The 15,296-nt window shown below is 73.6% G+C and carries 15 protein-coding genes and 3 tRNA genes; 8 read left to right on the top strand and 10 right to left on the bottom strand.

The annotated features are described in order from the left end of the window. Positions 1-84: 84 nt before the first annotated feature. Positions 85-396 (top strand): hypothetical protein, encoded by a 312-nt coding sequence (locus VKV23_06405; protein HLI15664.1) that lies wholly within the window; start codon positions 85-87, stop codon positions 394-396. Positions 397-467: 71 nt separating this feature from the next. Then, a complete protein-coding gene (locus VKV23_06400) occupies positions 468-986 on the top strand; it encodes an O-acetyl-ADP-ribose deacetylase (GenBank protein ID HLI15663.1) in 519 nt (172 codons plus the stop codon). Here VKV23_06400 and VKV23_06395 read toward each other — a convergent pair. The 7 genes from VKV23_06395 to VKV23_06365 all read right to left on the bottom strand — a co-directional run bounded on the left by VKV23_06395 (position 961) and on the right by VKV23_06365 (position 8,648). Continuing rightward, positions 961-2,220: a competence/damage-inducible protein A gene (locus VKV23_06395; GenBank protein HLI15662.1), complete on the bottom strand. Its 1,260-nt coding sequence runs from the start codon at positions 2,218-2,220 to the stop codon at positions 961-963. The genes VKV23_06400 and VKV23_06395 overlap by 26 nt on opposite strands. An 8-nt stretch (positions 2,221-2,228) precedes the next feature. Continuing rightward, a complete protein-coding gene (pgsA, locus tag VKV23_06390) occupies positions 2,229-2,840 on the bottom strand; it encodes a CDP-diacylglycerol--glycerol-3-phosphate 3-phosphatidyltransferase (protein ID HLI15661.1) in 612 nt (203 codons plus the stop codon). Then, positions 2,837-4,120, bottom strand: a complete 1,284-nt coding sequence (gene rimO / locus VKV23_06385) for a 30S ribosomal protein S12 methylthiotransferase RimO (GenBank protein ID HLI15660.1) — start codon at positions 4,118-4,120, stop codon at positions 2,837-2,839. Before rimO ends, pgsA begins: the two co-directional genes overlap by 4 nt. Before the next feature lie 9 nt (positions 4,121-4,129). Then, positions 4,130-4,774, bottom strand: coding sequence for a PH domain-containing protein (locus VKV23_06380; GenBank protein ID HLI15659.1), 645 nt, complete (start codon positions 4,772-4,774; stop codon positions 4,130-4,132). 20 nt (positions 4,775-4,794) lie between these two features. After that, complete coding sequence (locus VKV23_06375) at positions 4,795-5,928, bottom strand: hypothetical protein (protein HLI15658.1); 1,134 nt, start codon at positions 5,926-5,928, stop codon at positions 4,795-4,797. 363 nt (positions 5,929-6,291) lie between these two features. Further along, entirely contained in the window at positions 6,292-7,884 is a 1,593-nt protein-coding gene (locus VKV23_06370; GenBank protein ID HLI15657.1) for a Mur ligase family protein, read from the bottom strand. Continuing rightward, entirely contained in the window at positions 7,881-8,648 is a 768-nt protein-coding gene (locus VKV23_06365) for an alpha/beta hydrolase (protein ID HLI15656.1), read from the bottom strand. Before VKV23_06365 ends, VKV23_06370 begins: the two co-directional genes overlap by 4 nt. Before the next feature lie 67 nt (positions 8,649-8,715). Between VKV23_06365 and VKV23_06360 the strand changes: the two genes are divergently transcribed. After that, on the top strand, positions 8,716-10,560 hold the full coding sequence (locus tag VKV23_06360) for an ATP-dependent helicase (protein ID HLI15655.1): 1,845 nt from the start codon (positions 8,716-8,718) through the stop codon (positions 10,558-10,560). 22 nt (positions 10,561-10,582) lie between these two features. Here VKV23_06360 and VKV23_06355 read toward each other — a convergent pair whose 3' ends face one another. Then, the gene (locus VKV23_06355; protein HLI15654.1) at positions 10,583-10,846 is read right to left on the bottom strand and encodes a hypothetical protein; all 264 of its coding nucleotides are present in this window, start codon (positions 10,844-10,846) and stop codon (positions 10,583-10,585) included. A gap of 81 nt (positions 10,847-10,927) precedes the next feature. Between VKV23_06355 and VKV23_06350 the strand changes: the two genes are divergently transcribed. After that, complete coding sequence (locus VKV23_06350) at positions 10,928-11,209, top strand: DUF3039 domain-containing protein (GenBank protein HLI15653.1); 282 nt, start codon at positions 10,928-10,930, stop codon at positions 11,207-11,209. Between the two features lie 684 nt (positions 11,210-11,893). Here VKV23_06350 and VKV23_06345 read toward each other — a convergent pair. Beyond that, positions 11,894-11,970 (bottom strand) — tRNA-Lys (locus tag VKV23_06345). A 60-nt stretch (positions 11,971-12,030) separates the two neighbouring features. Then, positions 12,031-12,104: transfer RNA gene (locus tag VKV23_06340), tRNA-His, on the bottom strand. A 392-nt stretch (positions 12,105-12,496) separates the two neighbouring features. Between VKV23_06340 and VKV23_06335 the strand changes: the two genes are divergently transcribed. From VKV23_06335 to VKV23_06320, 4 genes are all read left to right on the top strand, one after another. Then, positions 12,497-12,572 (top strand) — tRNA-Arg (locus VKV23_06335). Between the two features lie 96 nt (positions 12,573-12,668). After that, positions 12,669-12,845 carry a type II toxin-antitoxin system HicB family antitoxin gene (locus VKV23_06330; protein ID HLI15652.1) on the top strand — a complete coding sequence of 59 codons (177 nt, stop codon included), beginning with the start codon at positions 12,669-12,671 and terminating at the stop codon, positions 12,843-12,845. Continuing rightward, on the top strand, positions 12,842-13,060 hold the full coding sequence (locus VKV23_06325; GenBank protein ID HLI15651.1) for a type II toxin-antitoxin system HicA family toxin: 219 nt from the start codon (positions 12,842-12,844) through the stop codon (positions 13,058-13,060). The genes VKV23_06330 and VKV23_06325 overlap by 4 nt, the downstream gene beginning before the upstream one ends. 569 nt (positions 13,061-13,629) lie before the next feature. After that, the gene (locus VKV23_06320) at positions 13,630-15,030 is read left to right on the top strand and encodes a nicotinate phosphoribosyltransferase (GenBank protein HLI15650.1); all 1,401 of its coding nucleotides are present in this window, start codon (positions 13,630-13,632) and stop codon (positions 15,028-15,030) included. Positions 15,031-15,296 lie beyond the last annotated feature (266 nt).

Genomic DNA, 15,296 nt, shown 5'->3' with positions numbered 1-15,296 from the left:
TTCGTTGGTGGATGCCCACGACCCCTGCTGCGCCCCACCCTGGCGACCAGCGCGCGCGTTCGACCGGTCGGCGATACTTGCGCGGTGCTCTACGACGACGGCCGCATCGCGTGCGACGACCAGGCCCTCACCATCCGCTGGTACTACCTCTGGGGTGCGGCCAAGACGATCCCCTACCGGAGGATCCGCGCCGTCACGAGGCGGCCGCTCACCGGGCTCTCCGGCCGCTGGCGCATCTGGGGCTCGGGCGACCTCGTGCACTGGTGGAACCTCGACCCACGCCGGCCGGCCAAGTCCACCGCGCTCTACGTCGACGTCGGGCGGACGATCACGCCGGTCATCACGCCTGACGATCCCGACGCGGTCGAGGCGATCCTGAGGGCCCACCTCACCTGATCCCCGCCGGGCGCCCTCGCCGCGAGGGCGCGCCCGCCGCGCGCTCGGCGAGGCGGCGCGAGACTGGTCCCGTGGCGCTGCGCCTCGAGGTCGTGCTCGGCGACATCACCCGCGAGCACGTCGACGTCGTCGTCAACGCCGCGAACCCGCGGCTCGCCGGCGGCGGTGGCGTGGACGGGGCCATCCACCGTGCCGCGGGATGGGCCGAGCTGCGCGCCGCGTGCGCCGCCCTCGGTGGGTGCGCGGTGGGCGATGCGAAGCTGACGCCGGGCTTCCGGCTCCCGGCGCGCTACATCGCGCACGCCGTCGGCCCCGTCTACCGCGACGGGCGTCACGGCGAGCCGGAGCTACTCGCGTCCTGCTACCGACGCTGCCTCCAGCTCGCCGACGAGGTCGGGGCGACCTCCATCGCCTTCCCGGCGATCTCCACCGGCGCCTACGGCTACCCGCCGGACGCCGCGGCGGCGGTCGCGGTCCAGACGCTGCGGACGACGCCGACGGCCGTTCGGCTCGCCCGCCTCGTCGCCTTCGACGACGAAGCCCGGAGGGTTCTCGAAGCCGCCGTCAGGCTGTCCGGCGCGCCCGGGTGAGGAGGCGTCGCCGCAGGGCATCGAAGGCGCTGAGGGTCCCGAGCCCTCGCACCTGCTCCCGATCCCCCGGGAGCGACAGCTCGAGCGCCTCGGCGGGCTCCCCGTCGAGGGCGATCCCGACGAACGCCGTTCCCGGCAGCCGGCCCTCCAGACGGTCCGGCCCCGCGACGCCGGTCGTGGCCAGCCCGACATCCGCGCCGAAGAGCGAGCGGACCGCCTCGGCCATCGCCGCCGCCGTCCGGCCGGAGACGACGCCGTCGACCTCGATCTCGAGCACCCGTCGCTTCGCCTCGCTGGCGTAGGTCACGACGCCACCGGCGAACCACTCGCTCGCACCCGCGAGCGCCACTACCCGCGACGCCATGAGCCCGCCGGTGAAGGACTCGGCGAGCGCGAGCATCCTCCCGCCTTCGCGCAGGAGCTTGCCGACCGCGGCCTCCATCGTCTCGTCGTCGACGCCGAAGACCGCGTCGCCGAGGAGGCGACGCACCTCCTCCTCCTCGGCGTCGAGCGCTCTCGCCGCTTCGACCTGGTTCGGCGCCTTCACGGTGAGGCGCACCTTGATCCCCTCGACGCCGCTCGCGAGGAAGGCGATCGTCACCGCGCCAGGCCCGGATGCCTCGAGCGCCCGGAACCGTGGCTCGAGGATCTCGGCGAGCACGGACTCCGCGAGCCCGGCCGTGCGCAGGGTCCTGCTCAAGATCACCGCGGCCGAGCCGGCGCGGCGGCGGAGGTCGGGGAGCACCGCTCGCTCGAGCATCTCCTCGAGCTCCCGCGGCACACCGGGGAGCGCGTAGACGACGCGGTCGCCGACGGGGCAGACGAGGCCGGGCGCCGTGCCGAGGCGCTGCGGGATGATGGACGCGCCCACGGGCACGAGGGCCTGGCGGAGGTTGCTCGCCGCCATGGCCCGGCCGCGCCGCGCGAACGCCGCGCGGACCAGGGCGGCGGCGTCACGGTCCTCGCGCAGCTCCACCCCCATCACCGCCGCGATGGCCTCGCGCGTCACGTCGTCCTGCGTGGGGCCGAGGCCACCGCAGACCACGACCGCGTCGGCGCGCGCCAGCGCGGCGCGCAGGGCCATCGCGATGCGCTCGACGTTGTCCCCGACGCGCACCTGGAACTGGCAGTCGATCCCCGCCTCGGCGAGGTGCGCGGCAATGACGGTCGAGTTCGTGTCGACGCTCTGGCCGAGCAGCAGCTCCGACCCGACCGCCACGATCTCGACGCGCACGTCGACCCTCAGCGCGGCGAGCCGCCGGTGAGCACCCGTGCCGTGCCGGGGCGGGCGCCCCGCAGCTGTCGCCGGGCGTCGAGGACGTACTCGATCCCGCTCACGAGGGTGAGGGCGACGGCCACCCACAGCGTCGTGCGAGCGGCGCTCGGATGCGCGGTGCCGAGGGGCGGCAGGATCGCCAGGCCCACCGCGAGGTCCTGGACGACCGTCTTCGCCTTCGCCAGCCGCCGCGCCGGCACCGACACCCCACGCCGGCCGGCGCGGAAGCGGTAGGCGCTCATCGCGACCTCGCGGAACGCGATGAGCGCGACCGGCAGCCACGCGAACGTTCCGACGACGGCGAGCGCGGCGAGCGCCCCGAGCACGAGGAACTTGTCGGCGAGCGGGTCGAGGAAGGCGCCAGAGCGCGTCGTGCCGTGCCAGCGTGCCACGTACCCGTCGAGCCCGTCGGACAGCACGAGCACGCACCACAGCGCCCACAGCAGCCAGGAGGTCGAGCCGATCGCGCCCACGAGCAGCGCGAAGAGCGGCGACACGACGAGCCGGCCGAGCGTGAGGGCGTTCGCTGGCGTCGCGATGGCGCTCGGCCCGAAGGCCTTGCCGCTCTCCTCACTCATCGCCACTCATCGCCTCGGCCCCGTGGCCGTGCCCCCGTGGCGATGAGGTCGGGGCCCTCGGCGGCCGCGATGGCGACCTCGTGCAGGCTGCCTCGTCGAAGCCTCGGCGGCAGGCGCACGACACCGTCGATCTCGGGCGCCTCTCGGTGGCTGCGACCGATGCCGGGGGCGTCGACGAGCACCTCGCAGGTCGATCCCACGAGCCTCTGGCGACGCTCGGTGGTGATCGCGTCCTGGAGCTCGCCGCACTCGCGCAGGCGCTCGAGGGCCACGTCCTCGGGGACCTGGTCAGGGAGCGTGGCGGCGAGGGTTCCCTCCTCGGGAGAGAAGCGGAAGAAGCCGGCCCAGTCGAGCTGGGCCGCTGCGAGGAACTCGAGGAGCACGTCGTGGTCCTCCTCCGTCTCGCCGGGGTAGCCGACGATGAACGACGAGCGCAGCGCCGCATCCGGCGCGGCACGCCGGATCGCGGCGATCCGCTCGAGGAAGCGCTCGGCGCTCCCGTAGCGCCGCATGCGACGCAGCAGACGCCGGGAGGCGTGCTGCAGCGAGAGGTCGAAGTACGGAACGCCCGTCGCCACCACCGCGTCGATGAGCTCGTCGCTCACCGAGGCCGGGTAGAGGTAGAGGAGGCGGACCCGCTCGACGCGACGTGCGACCTCGGCGACGAGGGGGAGCAGCGCGCCCGCTGCCCCTCGGTCCCGGCCGTAGGAGGCGAGGTCCTGGGCCACGAGCACCACCTCTCGGACGCCGAGCTGCTCCACCTCGGCGAGGATCGCCTCGGGCGGGCGGGACCGCTGCGGACCGCGAAAGGACGGGATGGCGCAGAAGCCGCACCGGCGGTCGCAGCCCTCGGCCACCTTCACGTACGCCCACGGGGCGCGCGGTCTCGGACGTGGCAGCTCGAGCAGGTCGAAGCCGGCTCGCTCAACGCCGCGGCGAGCGCGCGGCCTCGGACCGAGGGGAACGGGGACGCCGACGTCGAGCACGAGGTCGACCTCCGGCAGGGCGTCGGCGAGCTGCGCCCCGGCGCGCGCGGCGAGGCAGCCGGTCACGACCAGGCGGGCACCGGGGCGCTTCGCGGACGCCACGGCGAGGATCGTCTCGATCGACTCCTCCCGGGCGGCCTCGATGAACGCGCAGGTGTTTACGACGACGACGTCGGCCGCGGTCACGTCCCGGGCCGGCCGGTAGCCCTGGGAGTCGAGCGAGCCGGCCAGCTTGTCGGAGTCGACCTGGTTCTTCGGGCAGCCGAGGGTCTCGATCCAGTACCGCACGGCCACGGCGCGAGCCTACAGCGGGCGCCCGCTGCCGCCTCTGGGCCCCCTGCGATCCCGCCCCGCCAGGAGCTGCGCCCGTTTCGCGGCGAGCTCCTCGGCCGTGAGGATGCCGCGTTGGTGCAGCGCCACGAGGAGGTCGAGCGCGGCGGTCACCTCGCCCACCCCCGGCCGCCGCTGCGCGGCGCCGCGAGCCGCGGCCAGGTTGATCAGCTCCTGGACCTGCTCGGGCCGGCGCACGTGCGAGAACGGCTCCGCTTCGCGATCGGCGACCGACTCGACGGTGAGCTCGCCCGCCCCGACGATCCGCTCGATCGCGCCCTGGCGGAACCGGATGTCGCCGACCCGCTCGAGGGGGACGGCACGACCCGATCGGCGCACGAGGCCCCGGCGATAGAGGACGCGGCGCGTCGTGACGACGAGGCGGGTCGCCCGCCACTGCCCGTAGCGCAGCGCCACGAAGCCGCCGCTCGCGACGCCCACGGCAGCGAGCGCGGGCGCCACCCACGACGGCGCGCTGCGCCACTCGAGCGCGAGGGCGACGGTGCCCGCGACGAGCGCGACACCGAGCGAGACCGGTGCGACGAGCGCGACCCAGTGCGGCCCCTCGTCGAGGAGCACGTCCTCGTCGTCGGCGAGCTGGTGCGGCGAGACCGGCACCGCGCGGCGTGCGCTCGAGCTCAGGAGAGCTTCGCGGCGATGCTCCCCGCGCTGCGCAGCACGCTCCCGTCTGCGCCAGCCGACGAGAGCGCTGCCGCGGGGCAGGCCCGTGCCTCGGCGAGCAGGCCGGCCAGGAGCTCGCCGAAGGACACCTCGGGGTCGATGAACAGGTGCCGGGACAGCGAGCCTGGGATGGTATTGATCTCGTTCACGAAGAGCTCCTCGCCGTCGGAGAGGAAGTCGACCCGGCTCACGCCGCGCGCGCCGAGCACGGCGGCTGCCTCACCCGCGAGCGCCCGCACGCGCTCGGCGAGCTGCGACGCGATCCGGGCAGGCAGCTCGCGCGGCGCGCGCAGCATCCCCTCGCCGCCGGCGTACTTGTCCGCGTAGCCGAGGATCTCCGCGCCCGCGCTCCGCCGGAGCGGACGCTCGATGGCCGACAGCTCGAGCGCGGGCCATGTCCTCACCGCCACCTGGAGGTCGTAGAGCTCCGGCCGGTAGGGCTCGAGAACGGCCCCGCGGCGGAAGTGCACGCTCGCCTCGAGGCGAGCGAGCGCGGTGCCGAAGTCCGCCACCACCTCGATGCCGATGGAGGACCCGCCGTAGCGAGGCTTCAGGATGTAGGGGCCGGCAAACCCGGGCTCCTTCGAATTCGGGGTCACGAGGAGGCGTGGCAGGGTCGGGAGGCCCGCAGCCCGCAGCAGCGCGGCAGACGCCAGCTTGTCCATGCCGAGCGCCGCGCCCGCCGCGCTCGGTCCGGTGTAGGCGAGACCGGCGAGGTCGAGCGCGCCCTGCAGCGTTCCGTCCTCCCCGGGACCGCCGTGGCAGCAGACGAGGACCGCGTCGATCTCGACGCGACCGCTCGACCCGAGCAGACCGCCCCGCCGCCGGAAGAAGCCGCCCTCGGGCCCGAGGCGCAGGTCCAGCGGTCGTGCACCGGTCGGGACACCCTCGGCGAACGCGCCCGCCTCGAGGTCGGCCGACACCTCGTAGAACGCGCCCGTCTTCGCCCAGTACAGCGTGCGCCGCTCGGTGACACCAGGGACCTGGACGAGGGCCCGCGCAGCCTGGAGGCCGGTGAGGATTGACACGTCGTGCTCGGGGGAGGGCCCTCCGAAGAGCACCGCGACCCGCATCGCCTGCGTTCCGTCCATCGCACGCTCACGAGCGCGCCGCCCGCCACGCGGCCGTCGCGCCCCGTCCTCCTCCCCGCTCGTGCCTACCGTCGTGCCCGCTCCGGCACGCCGGCGGCCAGCCAGCGCCGCCGTCGTGCCCTGACGGTCCGAACGCGCTCGGTGGCGTCCCGGTGGCCGGCCTGCCCCGAGGACCTCCCCCCGGCCGAGACGGCCGTCACGTTCGACGCCCTCCACTCGCCACCACGTCGCGCGGCCCACGGAAGCCATCCGCCGGGAGCTCCCCCCGCCGGTGCAGGAGCGCGGCGCCCCTGCCCGTCCCACTCCCCCGGCCGCGACACGGCTCGCATGCTACGTCGCGAGCCGCACCGGGGCCGCGATGGCCTACGGGTAGTGGTCCGGGAGGTCGTTCTCGTAGAGCACCACGTCGCCCGCCGTGAGCGCGGCGCGCACCCAGGCGACCGCGGCCTCGCGGTTCGGCACGGTCACGATGGCCGGTGCGGCCGACGGCCCGTCCGCCCGCTCGCCGCGTCCCGCCTGGGCGCTCCTCGCGCCAGCGAGCAGCGCCCTGCGGTTCGTCGCGCCGACGATGACGAGGTCCGTCGCCACGGCGGCAGCCGATCGAGCGAAGGCCGCGTTCTCGCGCGCCTGGATCGGCCCGAGCTCCACCATCCCCGGCGTCACCACGACCATCCGCCCCCCGAGGCGCCGGCCGATCTCGGTCAGGCGTCGCAGCGCGAGCGCCGCGCCCGCCGGGTTCGCGTTGAACGTGTCGTCGAGCACGACGGGGCCCTCGCCGCCGCCGGCGACCTGGAGGCGACTCTCCGCCACCGGCAGGTTCGGCAGGCGCTGCGCGATCTCCTGCAGGGGGACGCCGAGCGCGAGCGCGACGCCGACGGCGCAGGCGACGTTGGTCGCGCTGCCTGGCTCGCGATCGCCGGGGAAGGCGACCTCGGCGCACTGGCACCCAGCGACGCGCACCGACCAGGAAGGACCCGTCACGAGGACGCAGACGTCGGCCTGCTCGTCGCGGGCCGAGCACCGCAGCACGCGCCGCCCCTCCCCCTCGAGCTGGCGCGCCAGCTCCGCGAGGAGGTCGTCGTCGACGTTCACGACGACGGTGTCCGCCCGAGTCGTGATCTCGGCCTTGGCTGCGAGCGTCCGCCGCAGGCTCTTGAAGCGCTCGAGGTGCACCGGTCCGATGGCGGTGATCACCGCGACCTTCGGCGGCAGCCACTCGCACAGCGCCGCGATCTCCCCCGGCCCGTAGGCGCCCATCTCGGCGACGAGCACGTCCGTGCCCGGGACCAGCAGCTCGTTCACGGTTCGGGCGAGCCCGGCCTGGTTGTTGAAGCTGCGGGGGCTTCGGACCACCGTGTAGCGCCCGGCGAGGAGGTGAGCGACGTAGCCCTTCGTCGTCGTCTTCCCGTAGGAGCCGGTGATCCCGACGATCGTCGGCCGGACGAGCTCCAGGCGGCGCCTGGCCGACGAGACGAACCGCCGCAGGACGCGCGCCTCGTAGGGAGCGACGATCGCGAGCGCGGCGTCGAGGAGCGTCGGCGTGAGGATGGCGGACAGCGCGGCCGCGGCTGCGGACCCGCCGAGCCCGGCGACGGCACCGGCGCCACCGACCGCCGCCGAGACGAGCAGCGCGAGGACCGCGGCGAGCCGACGCAGGCGGGCGGTCCAGACGAGCTTCCCGGTCCGTCCCCGCAGCGTGAGCCCGCGCGGCCCGGAGGCCGCTACGACGGCGCTCACGAGGCCCGCGCCTGGGGTCACCACCGCTGCGCTCGCGCCCGCGAGCGCGGCGAGCAGCGCGACGGCGTGCGCCGCGTCGCACCGCCACCAGCGACTGGCGAACCGGGTGACGGCACCGGCGAGGTAGTGCTCCCGCTGCGCGACGCGCAGCCACCGCACGCTGGCGAGCCCCGTCGCGGCAAGCCCCGCGGCCAGCGCGACGGCTGCGAGAACGCTCACGTCGTCAGCCGTGCGATCGCCTCCCGCAGCGCCGCCGGAGCGCTCGTCGGCACGAGGTGCCCGACGCCCTCGAGGACGACGAGGTGCGCCCGGCGCAGGCGGGATGCCAGCGCGTAGGCGGTACTGACGGGCGCCGCCGTGTCGCGGTCGCCCCACACGAGCTCGACCGGCAGGTCGATGCGGTCCAGCAGGTCGTCGTAGCTCTCCTGGAGCCTGCGAACGAGCACCTGCCGCATGATCCCCGTCGCCTCGCGATAGTCGCGCGAGCCGTGCCGACGCCGGGAGGCCTCCAGCCGGTCCTCGCCGAGAAGACCGAGCTCGGCCAGTCGGCGCACCACCCGGTACCGCAGCGGTGGGCGACGGCGCTGGCCACCGGGACGCAGCAGCGGAGCACCGGTGAGGACTAGCCCGCTGAGCCGATCCGGGTGGCGGGCGGCGAGCTGGGCGGCGACGAGGCCGCCGAAGGAGTGACCGCACACGACGACGCGCCCCTCGATCTCGTCGAGCAGGGGTAGGAGGAAGTCGGCGTAGTCGGCGGTGCCCCACACGGCCGGAGGGGGCGGAGCCGCCCCGAAGCCCGGGAGGTCGACGGCGAGGGCGTCGATCGCCCGGCCGTCGAAGGGGTCTCCGGCGCTCCCTACCTGGCCCAGGACCGCGCTGAAGTCTCGGTGCGAGCGACCCCAGCCGTGGAGGGCAAGGACGCCGGGCGTCCCCGTGCCGTGGCGTTCGCCGAAGACGCGGCCCTTGGCGTAGGCGCTGAGCACGCGCCGACGCTAACGCGCGCGCCCGCCGAATCAGCTCCGGAAACGGCGGCGCAGTACGGTTCCGACCGTGGACGAGTGGTCGACACGCCTCCTCACGGGCTGCGACGCGCTCCAGCTGGAGGCGATCACCTGCTCCGACACGCCTCTCCTCGTGCTCGCTGGGGCCGGTTCGGGTAAGACCCGCGTGCTCACCCGGCGGATCGCCTGGCGTATCGCCCGTGGCGATGCGGCGCCAGCGCACGTCCTCGCCCTCACGTTCACGCGCAAGGCCGCCGCCGAGCTACGGGACCGACTCGCTCGCCTGGGCCTGCGCGCGCCGATTACCGCGGGGACGTTCCACGCCGTCGCGCTCGCCCAGCTCCGGCGGCGAGCGCTCGAGCGCGGCGAGGCTGCGCCACGGGTCCTCGCCTCCAGGACCGAGCTCCTCGCCGAGCTGCTCGCCCCGACCCGGCCCGCACCTCGGCGCGACCGATCTCGACCGCCATCGGCGGCGCGTGAACTCACGGCGTCGCTCGCGCACGAGATCGAGTGGTCGAAGGCCAGGCGGATCGGCCCCCACGAGTACGTCGCCGCCGCCAGAGCAGCCGAGCGCGCTCCCCTCGCACCACTCGAGGTCGTCGCCGAGACCTTCGCCCGCTACGAGCAGGAGAAGCGCCGGCGACGCCTGCTCGACTTCGACGACCTCCTCGTTCGCCTCGCGGAGCTCATCGGCGGCGATGCGGACGCGGCGGCGCTCCAGCGCTGGCAGTTCCGGCACTTCTTCGTCGACGAGCTGCAGGACGCGAACGCCGCCCAGCTCGCGCTGCTGGAGGCATGGCTCGGCGGACGGCAGGACCTGTGCGCGGTCGGCGACCCGCGCCAGTCCATCTACGGCTGGAACGGCGCGGATCCGAGTGCAGTGGCCGGGTTCGCGACGCGATTCCGTGCTGCTCGCGTGATCCGTCTCGAGGCCAACTACCGCTCCACCCCTCAGATCGTCGCGTTCGCACGTGCGGTGCTCGGTGGCGGGCCGTCTGCGGGGGAGCCGTCAACGGCCGCCCTGCGGCCCGACGGCCCCGTGCCCGAGATCTCGGCCCTGCCCTCCGACGCGAGCGAGGGCGCGAGCGTCGCGACAGCGATCCGCCGCCGGTGTGGGCCGGGCCAGACCTGGCGCAACGTAGCGGTCCTCGCACGCACCAATGCGCAGCTCGTCCTGCTCGCCGAGGCCCTGCAGGCCGCCGGCATACCGGTGCGTAGCGCCCCGGGCGCCGCCTTCCTGAGCCGTCCGGCCGTGGTGGAAGCCTTGGGCTGGCTGCCCCACAGTGGTGGACCGGCGGTCGTGGCGGCATGGATCGACGACGTCGTCGCAGCTGCCCGCTCCGACGAAGCACCTGGCACCGTCACCGGCTACGACCTCGCCGACGGCGAGCGCGCGACAGACCTCGACCTGCTCGTCCGGCTGGCCAGCGACTACCTCGCCCTCGACCCCACCCCTGGCCCCGACGGATTCCAGGCCTTCTTGCGCTGCACGCTGCGCGCCGAGCCGAGCGCGAGCTCGACGAACGCCGTCGACGTGACCACCTTCCACCGCGCCAAGGGCCTCGAGTGGCCGATCGTGTTCGTGACCGGGCTCGAGGCCGGCCTCGTACCGATCGCGCGTGCGACCACCGCAACCGCCGTCGCCGAGGAGCGGCGCCTCCTCTACGTGGCCTTGAGCCGTGCCGAGGACGAGCTGCGGTGCACCTGGGCACGGACACGCTCCGTCGGATCGCGTGTCCTCGAGCGCGAGCCTTCGCCCTGGCTCCGGGAGCTGCAGGCGGCCCGTGAGCAGCTGCTCGCCCGCGAGAACCCCTCCGAACAGGTCGTGCGCAGCGCGCTCGCCGCGAGCCGGGCGGCGCTCGGCGCGCCGCCTCGCGAGGCGGGCGACCGGTAGGAGACCTCCCGATGCGGCTCGCCTAGCCGACCCGCCTGCGCGGTCGCTGGAGCAGGTAGACGAGGAGAGCCGTGGCAAGCACGGACAGGACGAGCGCGAGCCCGAACGAGTAGCGGTAGCGCAGCCCAAAGACGAGCCTGCCGACGAGACCGCCGAGGAGCGATCCGGCAAGGCCGACGAGGATCGTCTGGACGACGCCCATCGGGTTCGGGCCAGGGACGACGAGCCGTCCGAGCGCCCCGATCACGAGCCCCGACACGAGGATGGCGACGACGAGGAAGAGCACCGGCGCAGTCTCGCGCCTGCGCGCGCCGACGTCACCTCGGGCGCGCGCGCGACAATGGCGATGCGAACGGGTGGAGGTGCGGTGACGGAAGTCCAGGCAACGCCGTTCTCGTCAGTGGCCAGTCCGGACCTCGACGGGGACCATGAGCGGCTGACGCACATCGTCCTGGAGGGCTTCCAGCGGGACGAGGGAGCCTTCATCCCGGCGGGCCCGACGGTCGTGGAAGGCATCGTGAACGGCACTGCCGTCCGAGCGCTCTGTGGCAAGGTCTGGGTGCCGAGGCACGATCCGAAGCGCTACCCCCTGTGCCCGACCTGCCGGGAGATCGCCGAAGGCTACGGCTGGCGCGTTCCTGCAACCTGACCGGCCGACGGCCCGTCGAGGCGAGCGGCGCCAAACCCTGAAACAGCGCGGGCCGCCGAAGGCCTCTTCGGCGTTCGAGCCTCCATTGGCGCGCCTCCGTTGGCCGACGCGGGCTCACGGGAGCGTCGGTCCACCAGCTGCCCGTGCGGGCGCCCTGTCGCTCGGCGGCGTCCCGCCTCCGGGCGGCGCGCCAGGTCCCGTCGCGCCTCGCGCCACGATCTCCTCCTCCTCGTCGACCACGACGGTCACGACGTGGTCCTTGCGCACCCGGGTGCCTGCGGACGGGAATCGTCCCGGCCACCCGGCCGACGCCGATCGAGACGCGCGAGTGCCACTCGACGAAGCGCACTCGCAGGTCCTTCCGGTGGCGTGCCACCCAGGCTCGCCACACCTGCTCCCCACGCAGCGGTGACGCGACGGGCGGCTTCGGCGCTGGGCCGAGCGAGTCCCATCCGGAAGGCTTGACCACCACCGCCACGCGCGCACGCCGCCACCCGGCGTTGCCGCCAAGGCCGACCGGGCTCGAGTCTGCCACGGGTCGTCCGCCGGCCTCCGGATGCTCGAGAGACGCTCCCGTCTCTGACGGAGGCCGCGCACCAGGCCACAGCCCACGCCCCAGGGCAGGGCCGACCGGCCCAGCGGCCCCCGCTCCTGCCAGGGTTGCGACGGCGTTCGCTGTCGTTGTGGTGCGCCCCCTGGGACTCGAACCCAGAACCAGCGGATTAAGAGTCCGTTGCTCTGCCAAATTGAGCTAGAGGCGCTTGGGCGGCATCCTACTGTCTGGCCGCCGACACCGTCATCGGCCAGCGGCGCGATGCTCGGGTGACCGAGGGGACTTGAACCCCCGACCTCCAGGGCCACAACCTGGCGCTCTAACCAGCTGAGCTACGGCCACCGCGCAGGAGGGCACGAGCCCCTCACGCGCTCCCAGCATGGCACACCGCGCGAGCGGCGCACCCGAGCGCGCACGACAGGCCGCGGCGCGCCAAGACCGCCCTGGCCGGAGCCCCAGGCCAGGCACACGACGCGCAGGATCCGAAGGGACTCGGGACCCCCGGCAGACCCTCGCGCGCACGGGGCGGCTGCCGAGCGTCGACCGAACGAGTGGCCGCTCGATACGGCCGTGCCCTGCGGATGGCGGAGCAACGTACCGCGCGATCAGTGGTCGAGGTCACACGCTGCGCCCAGCAGGCTGCGCGGACCTGGTCAGCCACCAGCGATAGGCAGCCCGGCGCGCGATCCGGCCGCTGCCAACCTTGAGCAGAACGTGCCAGAGTAGCTGCATCAGCCCCCGTAGCTCAGCGGAGAGAGCAGCTGCCTTCTAAGCAGTCGGTCGCAGGTTCGAATCCTGCCGGGGGCGCCACATCCGCTACCAGCGTCTTCATCGGGTCGGACCTTCCACGGCGCGAACCACTACGCCGTAGAGTGGTTCTCGTGCAGTTCACGGCAGGGGTCACGCATGAAGACGGGTGGTACGTCGGCGCGCGCCCTGGAGGTCGAGGTGGCCAGCCAGGGACGCACGGTCGACGAGGCTCTCGCCAATCTTCGGGAAGCGCTCGAGCTGTACATCGAGGACGAGACCATGCCCGAGGTCGTCGCACCTCCGATCATCGCCACGGTCCAGCTGTCCGCGTGAGCCCGGCACTGCCGGTCGTCGGTGGTGGCGACGTCATCGCGGCGTTGTCCAAGGCCGGTTTCGTGCAGGTGAGTCAGCGAGGCAGCCACGTCAAGCTCCGAGGCGGCGATCGAACGGTCATCGTGCCGATGCATCGGGAGCGTGCGACCGGCACCCTCCACTCGGTGCTCAGACAGGCCGGTCTCACGCCAGCGGAGTTCTTCGCCGTCCTCTGACGCCCTCACTCGGCGAAGCCCTCACGGCGCACTTTGGTGTGCCGGCCGGCCAGGGTGATGGCCGGCCCCTCCACCAGCGGACCGAAGTTCGTATTCTGGGAGGCCGGGGGCGCCGCGGCCGCGATCGCGGCTGCCCGCGACAGCCGACGCGGCGGTGCCGCCCAGTGCCTCCTTCCGCAGCGCGGCCGGCCTGGCCGCAGTGTGGTGCGGACGCCATCCGCGCCAGCAGTCACGCACGAGCCGAGTGGTGCGGCGTGGCGCCCTCGAGGGTTGCGGCGACCCACGATGCGTCGGCCAGCCTGCAGCAGCGCAGCGGCTGCACATGGGAGTCGAGGCTCGACGATCCTCGTACGTGAGACTCGAGGGACCCGGGTAGACAGTCGTCTCGCCGCCTCGGCGCGAAGCCGCGCAGCCGTGTCGCCCGGTACCGGCACCGGCCGCTGCGGAGCGGATCGAGGCTCGCTCCCATCCAGGCAGCGGCCGCAACAGCTGGCACGCTCGTTCCTTTGCCCCCCTCCCTGCGACGCGGCAGGATGCCTCCATGCACTGCGGGATCGCCCACCGATGACATGACCGACGACGCGGTCTCACGGGCCCTGCTCGTCGATCTCTACGAGCTCACGATGGCCGACGTCTACCGGCGAGAGGGCATTGCCGGGGAACCGGCGACGTTCAGCCTCTTCGTACGAGCCCTCCCTGCGAGCCGAGGCTACCTCGTCGCCGCTGGCCTCGACGCCGCGCTCGACTGGCTCGAGCACCTCCACTTCGGCCCGGCCGAGCTCGCGGCGATCGACCGCCTCGGCATCTTTGGCGACGAGTTCCTCGACTGGCTGGCCGACCTGCGCTTCCACGGAACCGTGCGCGCCGTTCCGGAAGGAACGATCGTCTTCTCCCAGGAGCCGATTCTCGAGGTCGACGCGCCGATCGCCACCGCCCAGCTCGCCGAGACGTTCCTGCTCAACCAGATCACCTTTCAGACGACCCTCGCCACGAAGGCGGCCCGCCTTCGGCACGCGGCTGGGGACCGCGCCGTTACTGACTTCGCCCTGCGCCGGACTCAGGGCATCGACGCCGGAATGCACGTCGCCCGGTCCTGCAGGCTCGTCGGCCTGCCCGCCACCAGCAATGTCGCCGGTGCCCTCCGCTACGGGCTCGAGGCCGCAGGCACGATGGCGCACTCGTTCGTGCAGGCGCATCCGGACGAGATGGAGGCATTCCGCATCTTCGTCCGAGCGCTCGCGGATGCGGCGGTGCTCCTCGTCGACACCTACGACCCGGTGCTCGGCATAGAGCGAGCGGTGGCCGTGGCCGCTGAGGCCAGAGCGCGAGGAGTCAACGTCGCAGGCATCCGGATCGACTCAGGCGATCTGGCCACGCTCGCCCGTTACGCACGGCGACGACTCGATGACGAGGGTCTCGCCAGCGTCCGTATCTACGCGAGCGGAGGACTCGACGAGTACCGGATCGACGAGCTCGTTCACGAAGCTCACGCCCCGATCGACGGCTTCGGCGTCGGCGCCGCGCTTGGCGTCTCCGACGACGCTCCGGTCCTGGACACCGCGTACAAGCTCGTCGCCTTCCGCGGCAGGCCCGTGCGCAAGACGTCACCGGGCAAGGTCACCTACCCCGGCCCGAAGCAGGTCTGGCGCGCCGAGGACTGGTCCGGCGACACCCTCGCGCTTGCCGACGAACCTCCCCCGGCCGGCCGGGTCCGACCCCTGCTCGCTCCGGTCCTGCACGATGGCGTCCGCGTGGGTGCGGGAGCGCATGACCTCGCGCAGGCTCGGTCTCACTTCGAGCGCGAGTGGCGCGAGCTCCCCGAACAGCTCAAGGACCTCCGCGAGCCACCTCGGCACCACGTGGCGCTCTCGACCCGCCTCGAGGAGCTGGTCCATACGCTCGACGCGGAGCACGAGCCGCACGAACCGACGATCGCGCGCGCTGAGGGCGGCGAGGCTCGCTCGAGCTGAGCGCCGAGCCTCGTGACCTCGGACCGGCTGGTCGCGCCGGCGTACTACACGAGACCACGCCGCGCTGGTGGCTCCCTCCTCCTCACCGTGCCAACCCGCCGGCGAGGTGTTCCAAGATCGTCGATCCGGAGTTCCGCAGCTCGTAGGCAAGTCGACCGGTCTATAGGCCCTCCGAGCTGGGCGAACGGCGCGGGCGGCGCCGAAAGCTGTAGACACACGACATGGGGTGGAATCGTTGATCTGCCTGGGTTCGTGGCGTAGCGTTG

It is taken from the genome of Acidimicrobiales bacterium (assembly GCA_035294085.1).
GTDB lineage: Bacteria > Actinomycetota > Acidimicrobiia > Acidimicrobiales > Bog-793 > DATGLP01.
Note: the sequence above shows the minus strand (reverse complement) of the source record. Positions and strands in the feature narration are given on the sequence as shown.

What these genes read in the sequence shown, in the direction of transcription:
- pgsA (HLI15661.1), bottom strand. Translation starts at nt 2,840, where the DNA reads ATGAGTGAGGAGAGCGGCAAGGCCTTCGGGCCGAGCGCCATCGCGACG.
- VKV23_06375 (HLI15658.1), bottom strand. Translation starts at nt 5,928, where the DNA reads ATGGACGGAACGCAGGCGATGCGGGTCGCGGTGCTCTTCGGAGGGCCC.
- VKV23_06330 (HLI15652.1), top strand. Translation starts at nt 12,669, where the DNA reads ATGAAGACGGGTGGTACGTCGGCGCGCGCCCTGGAGGTCGAGGTGGCC.
- VKV23_06320 (HLI15650.1), top strand. Translation starts at nt 13,630, where the DNA reads ATGACCGACGACGCGGTCTCACGGGCCCTGCTCGTCGATCTCTACGAG.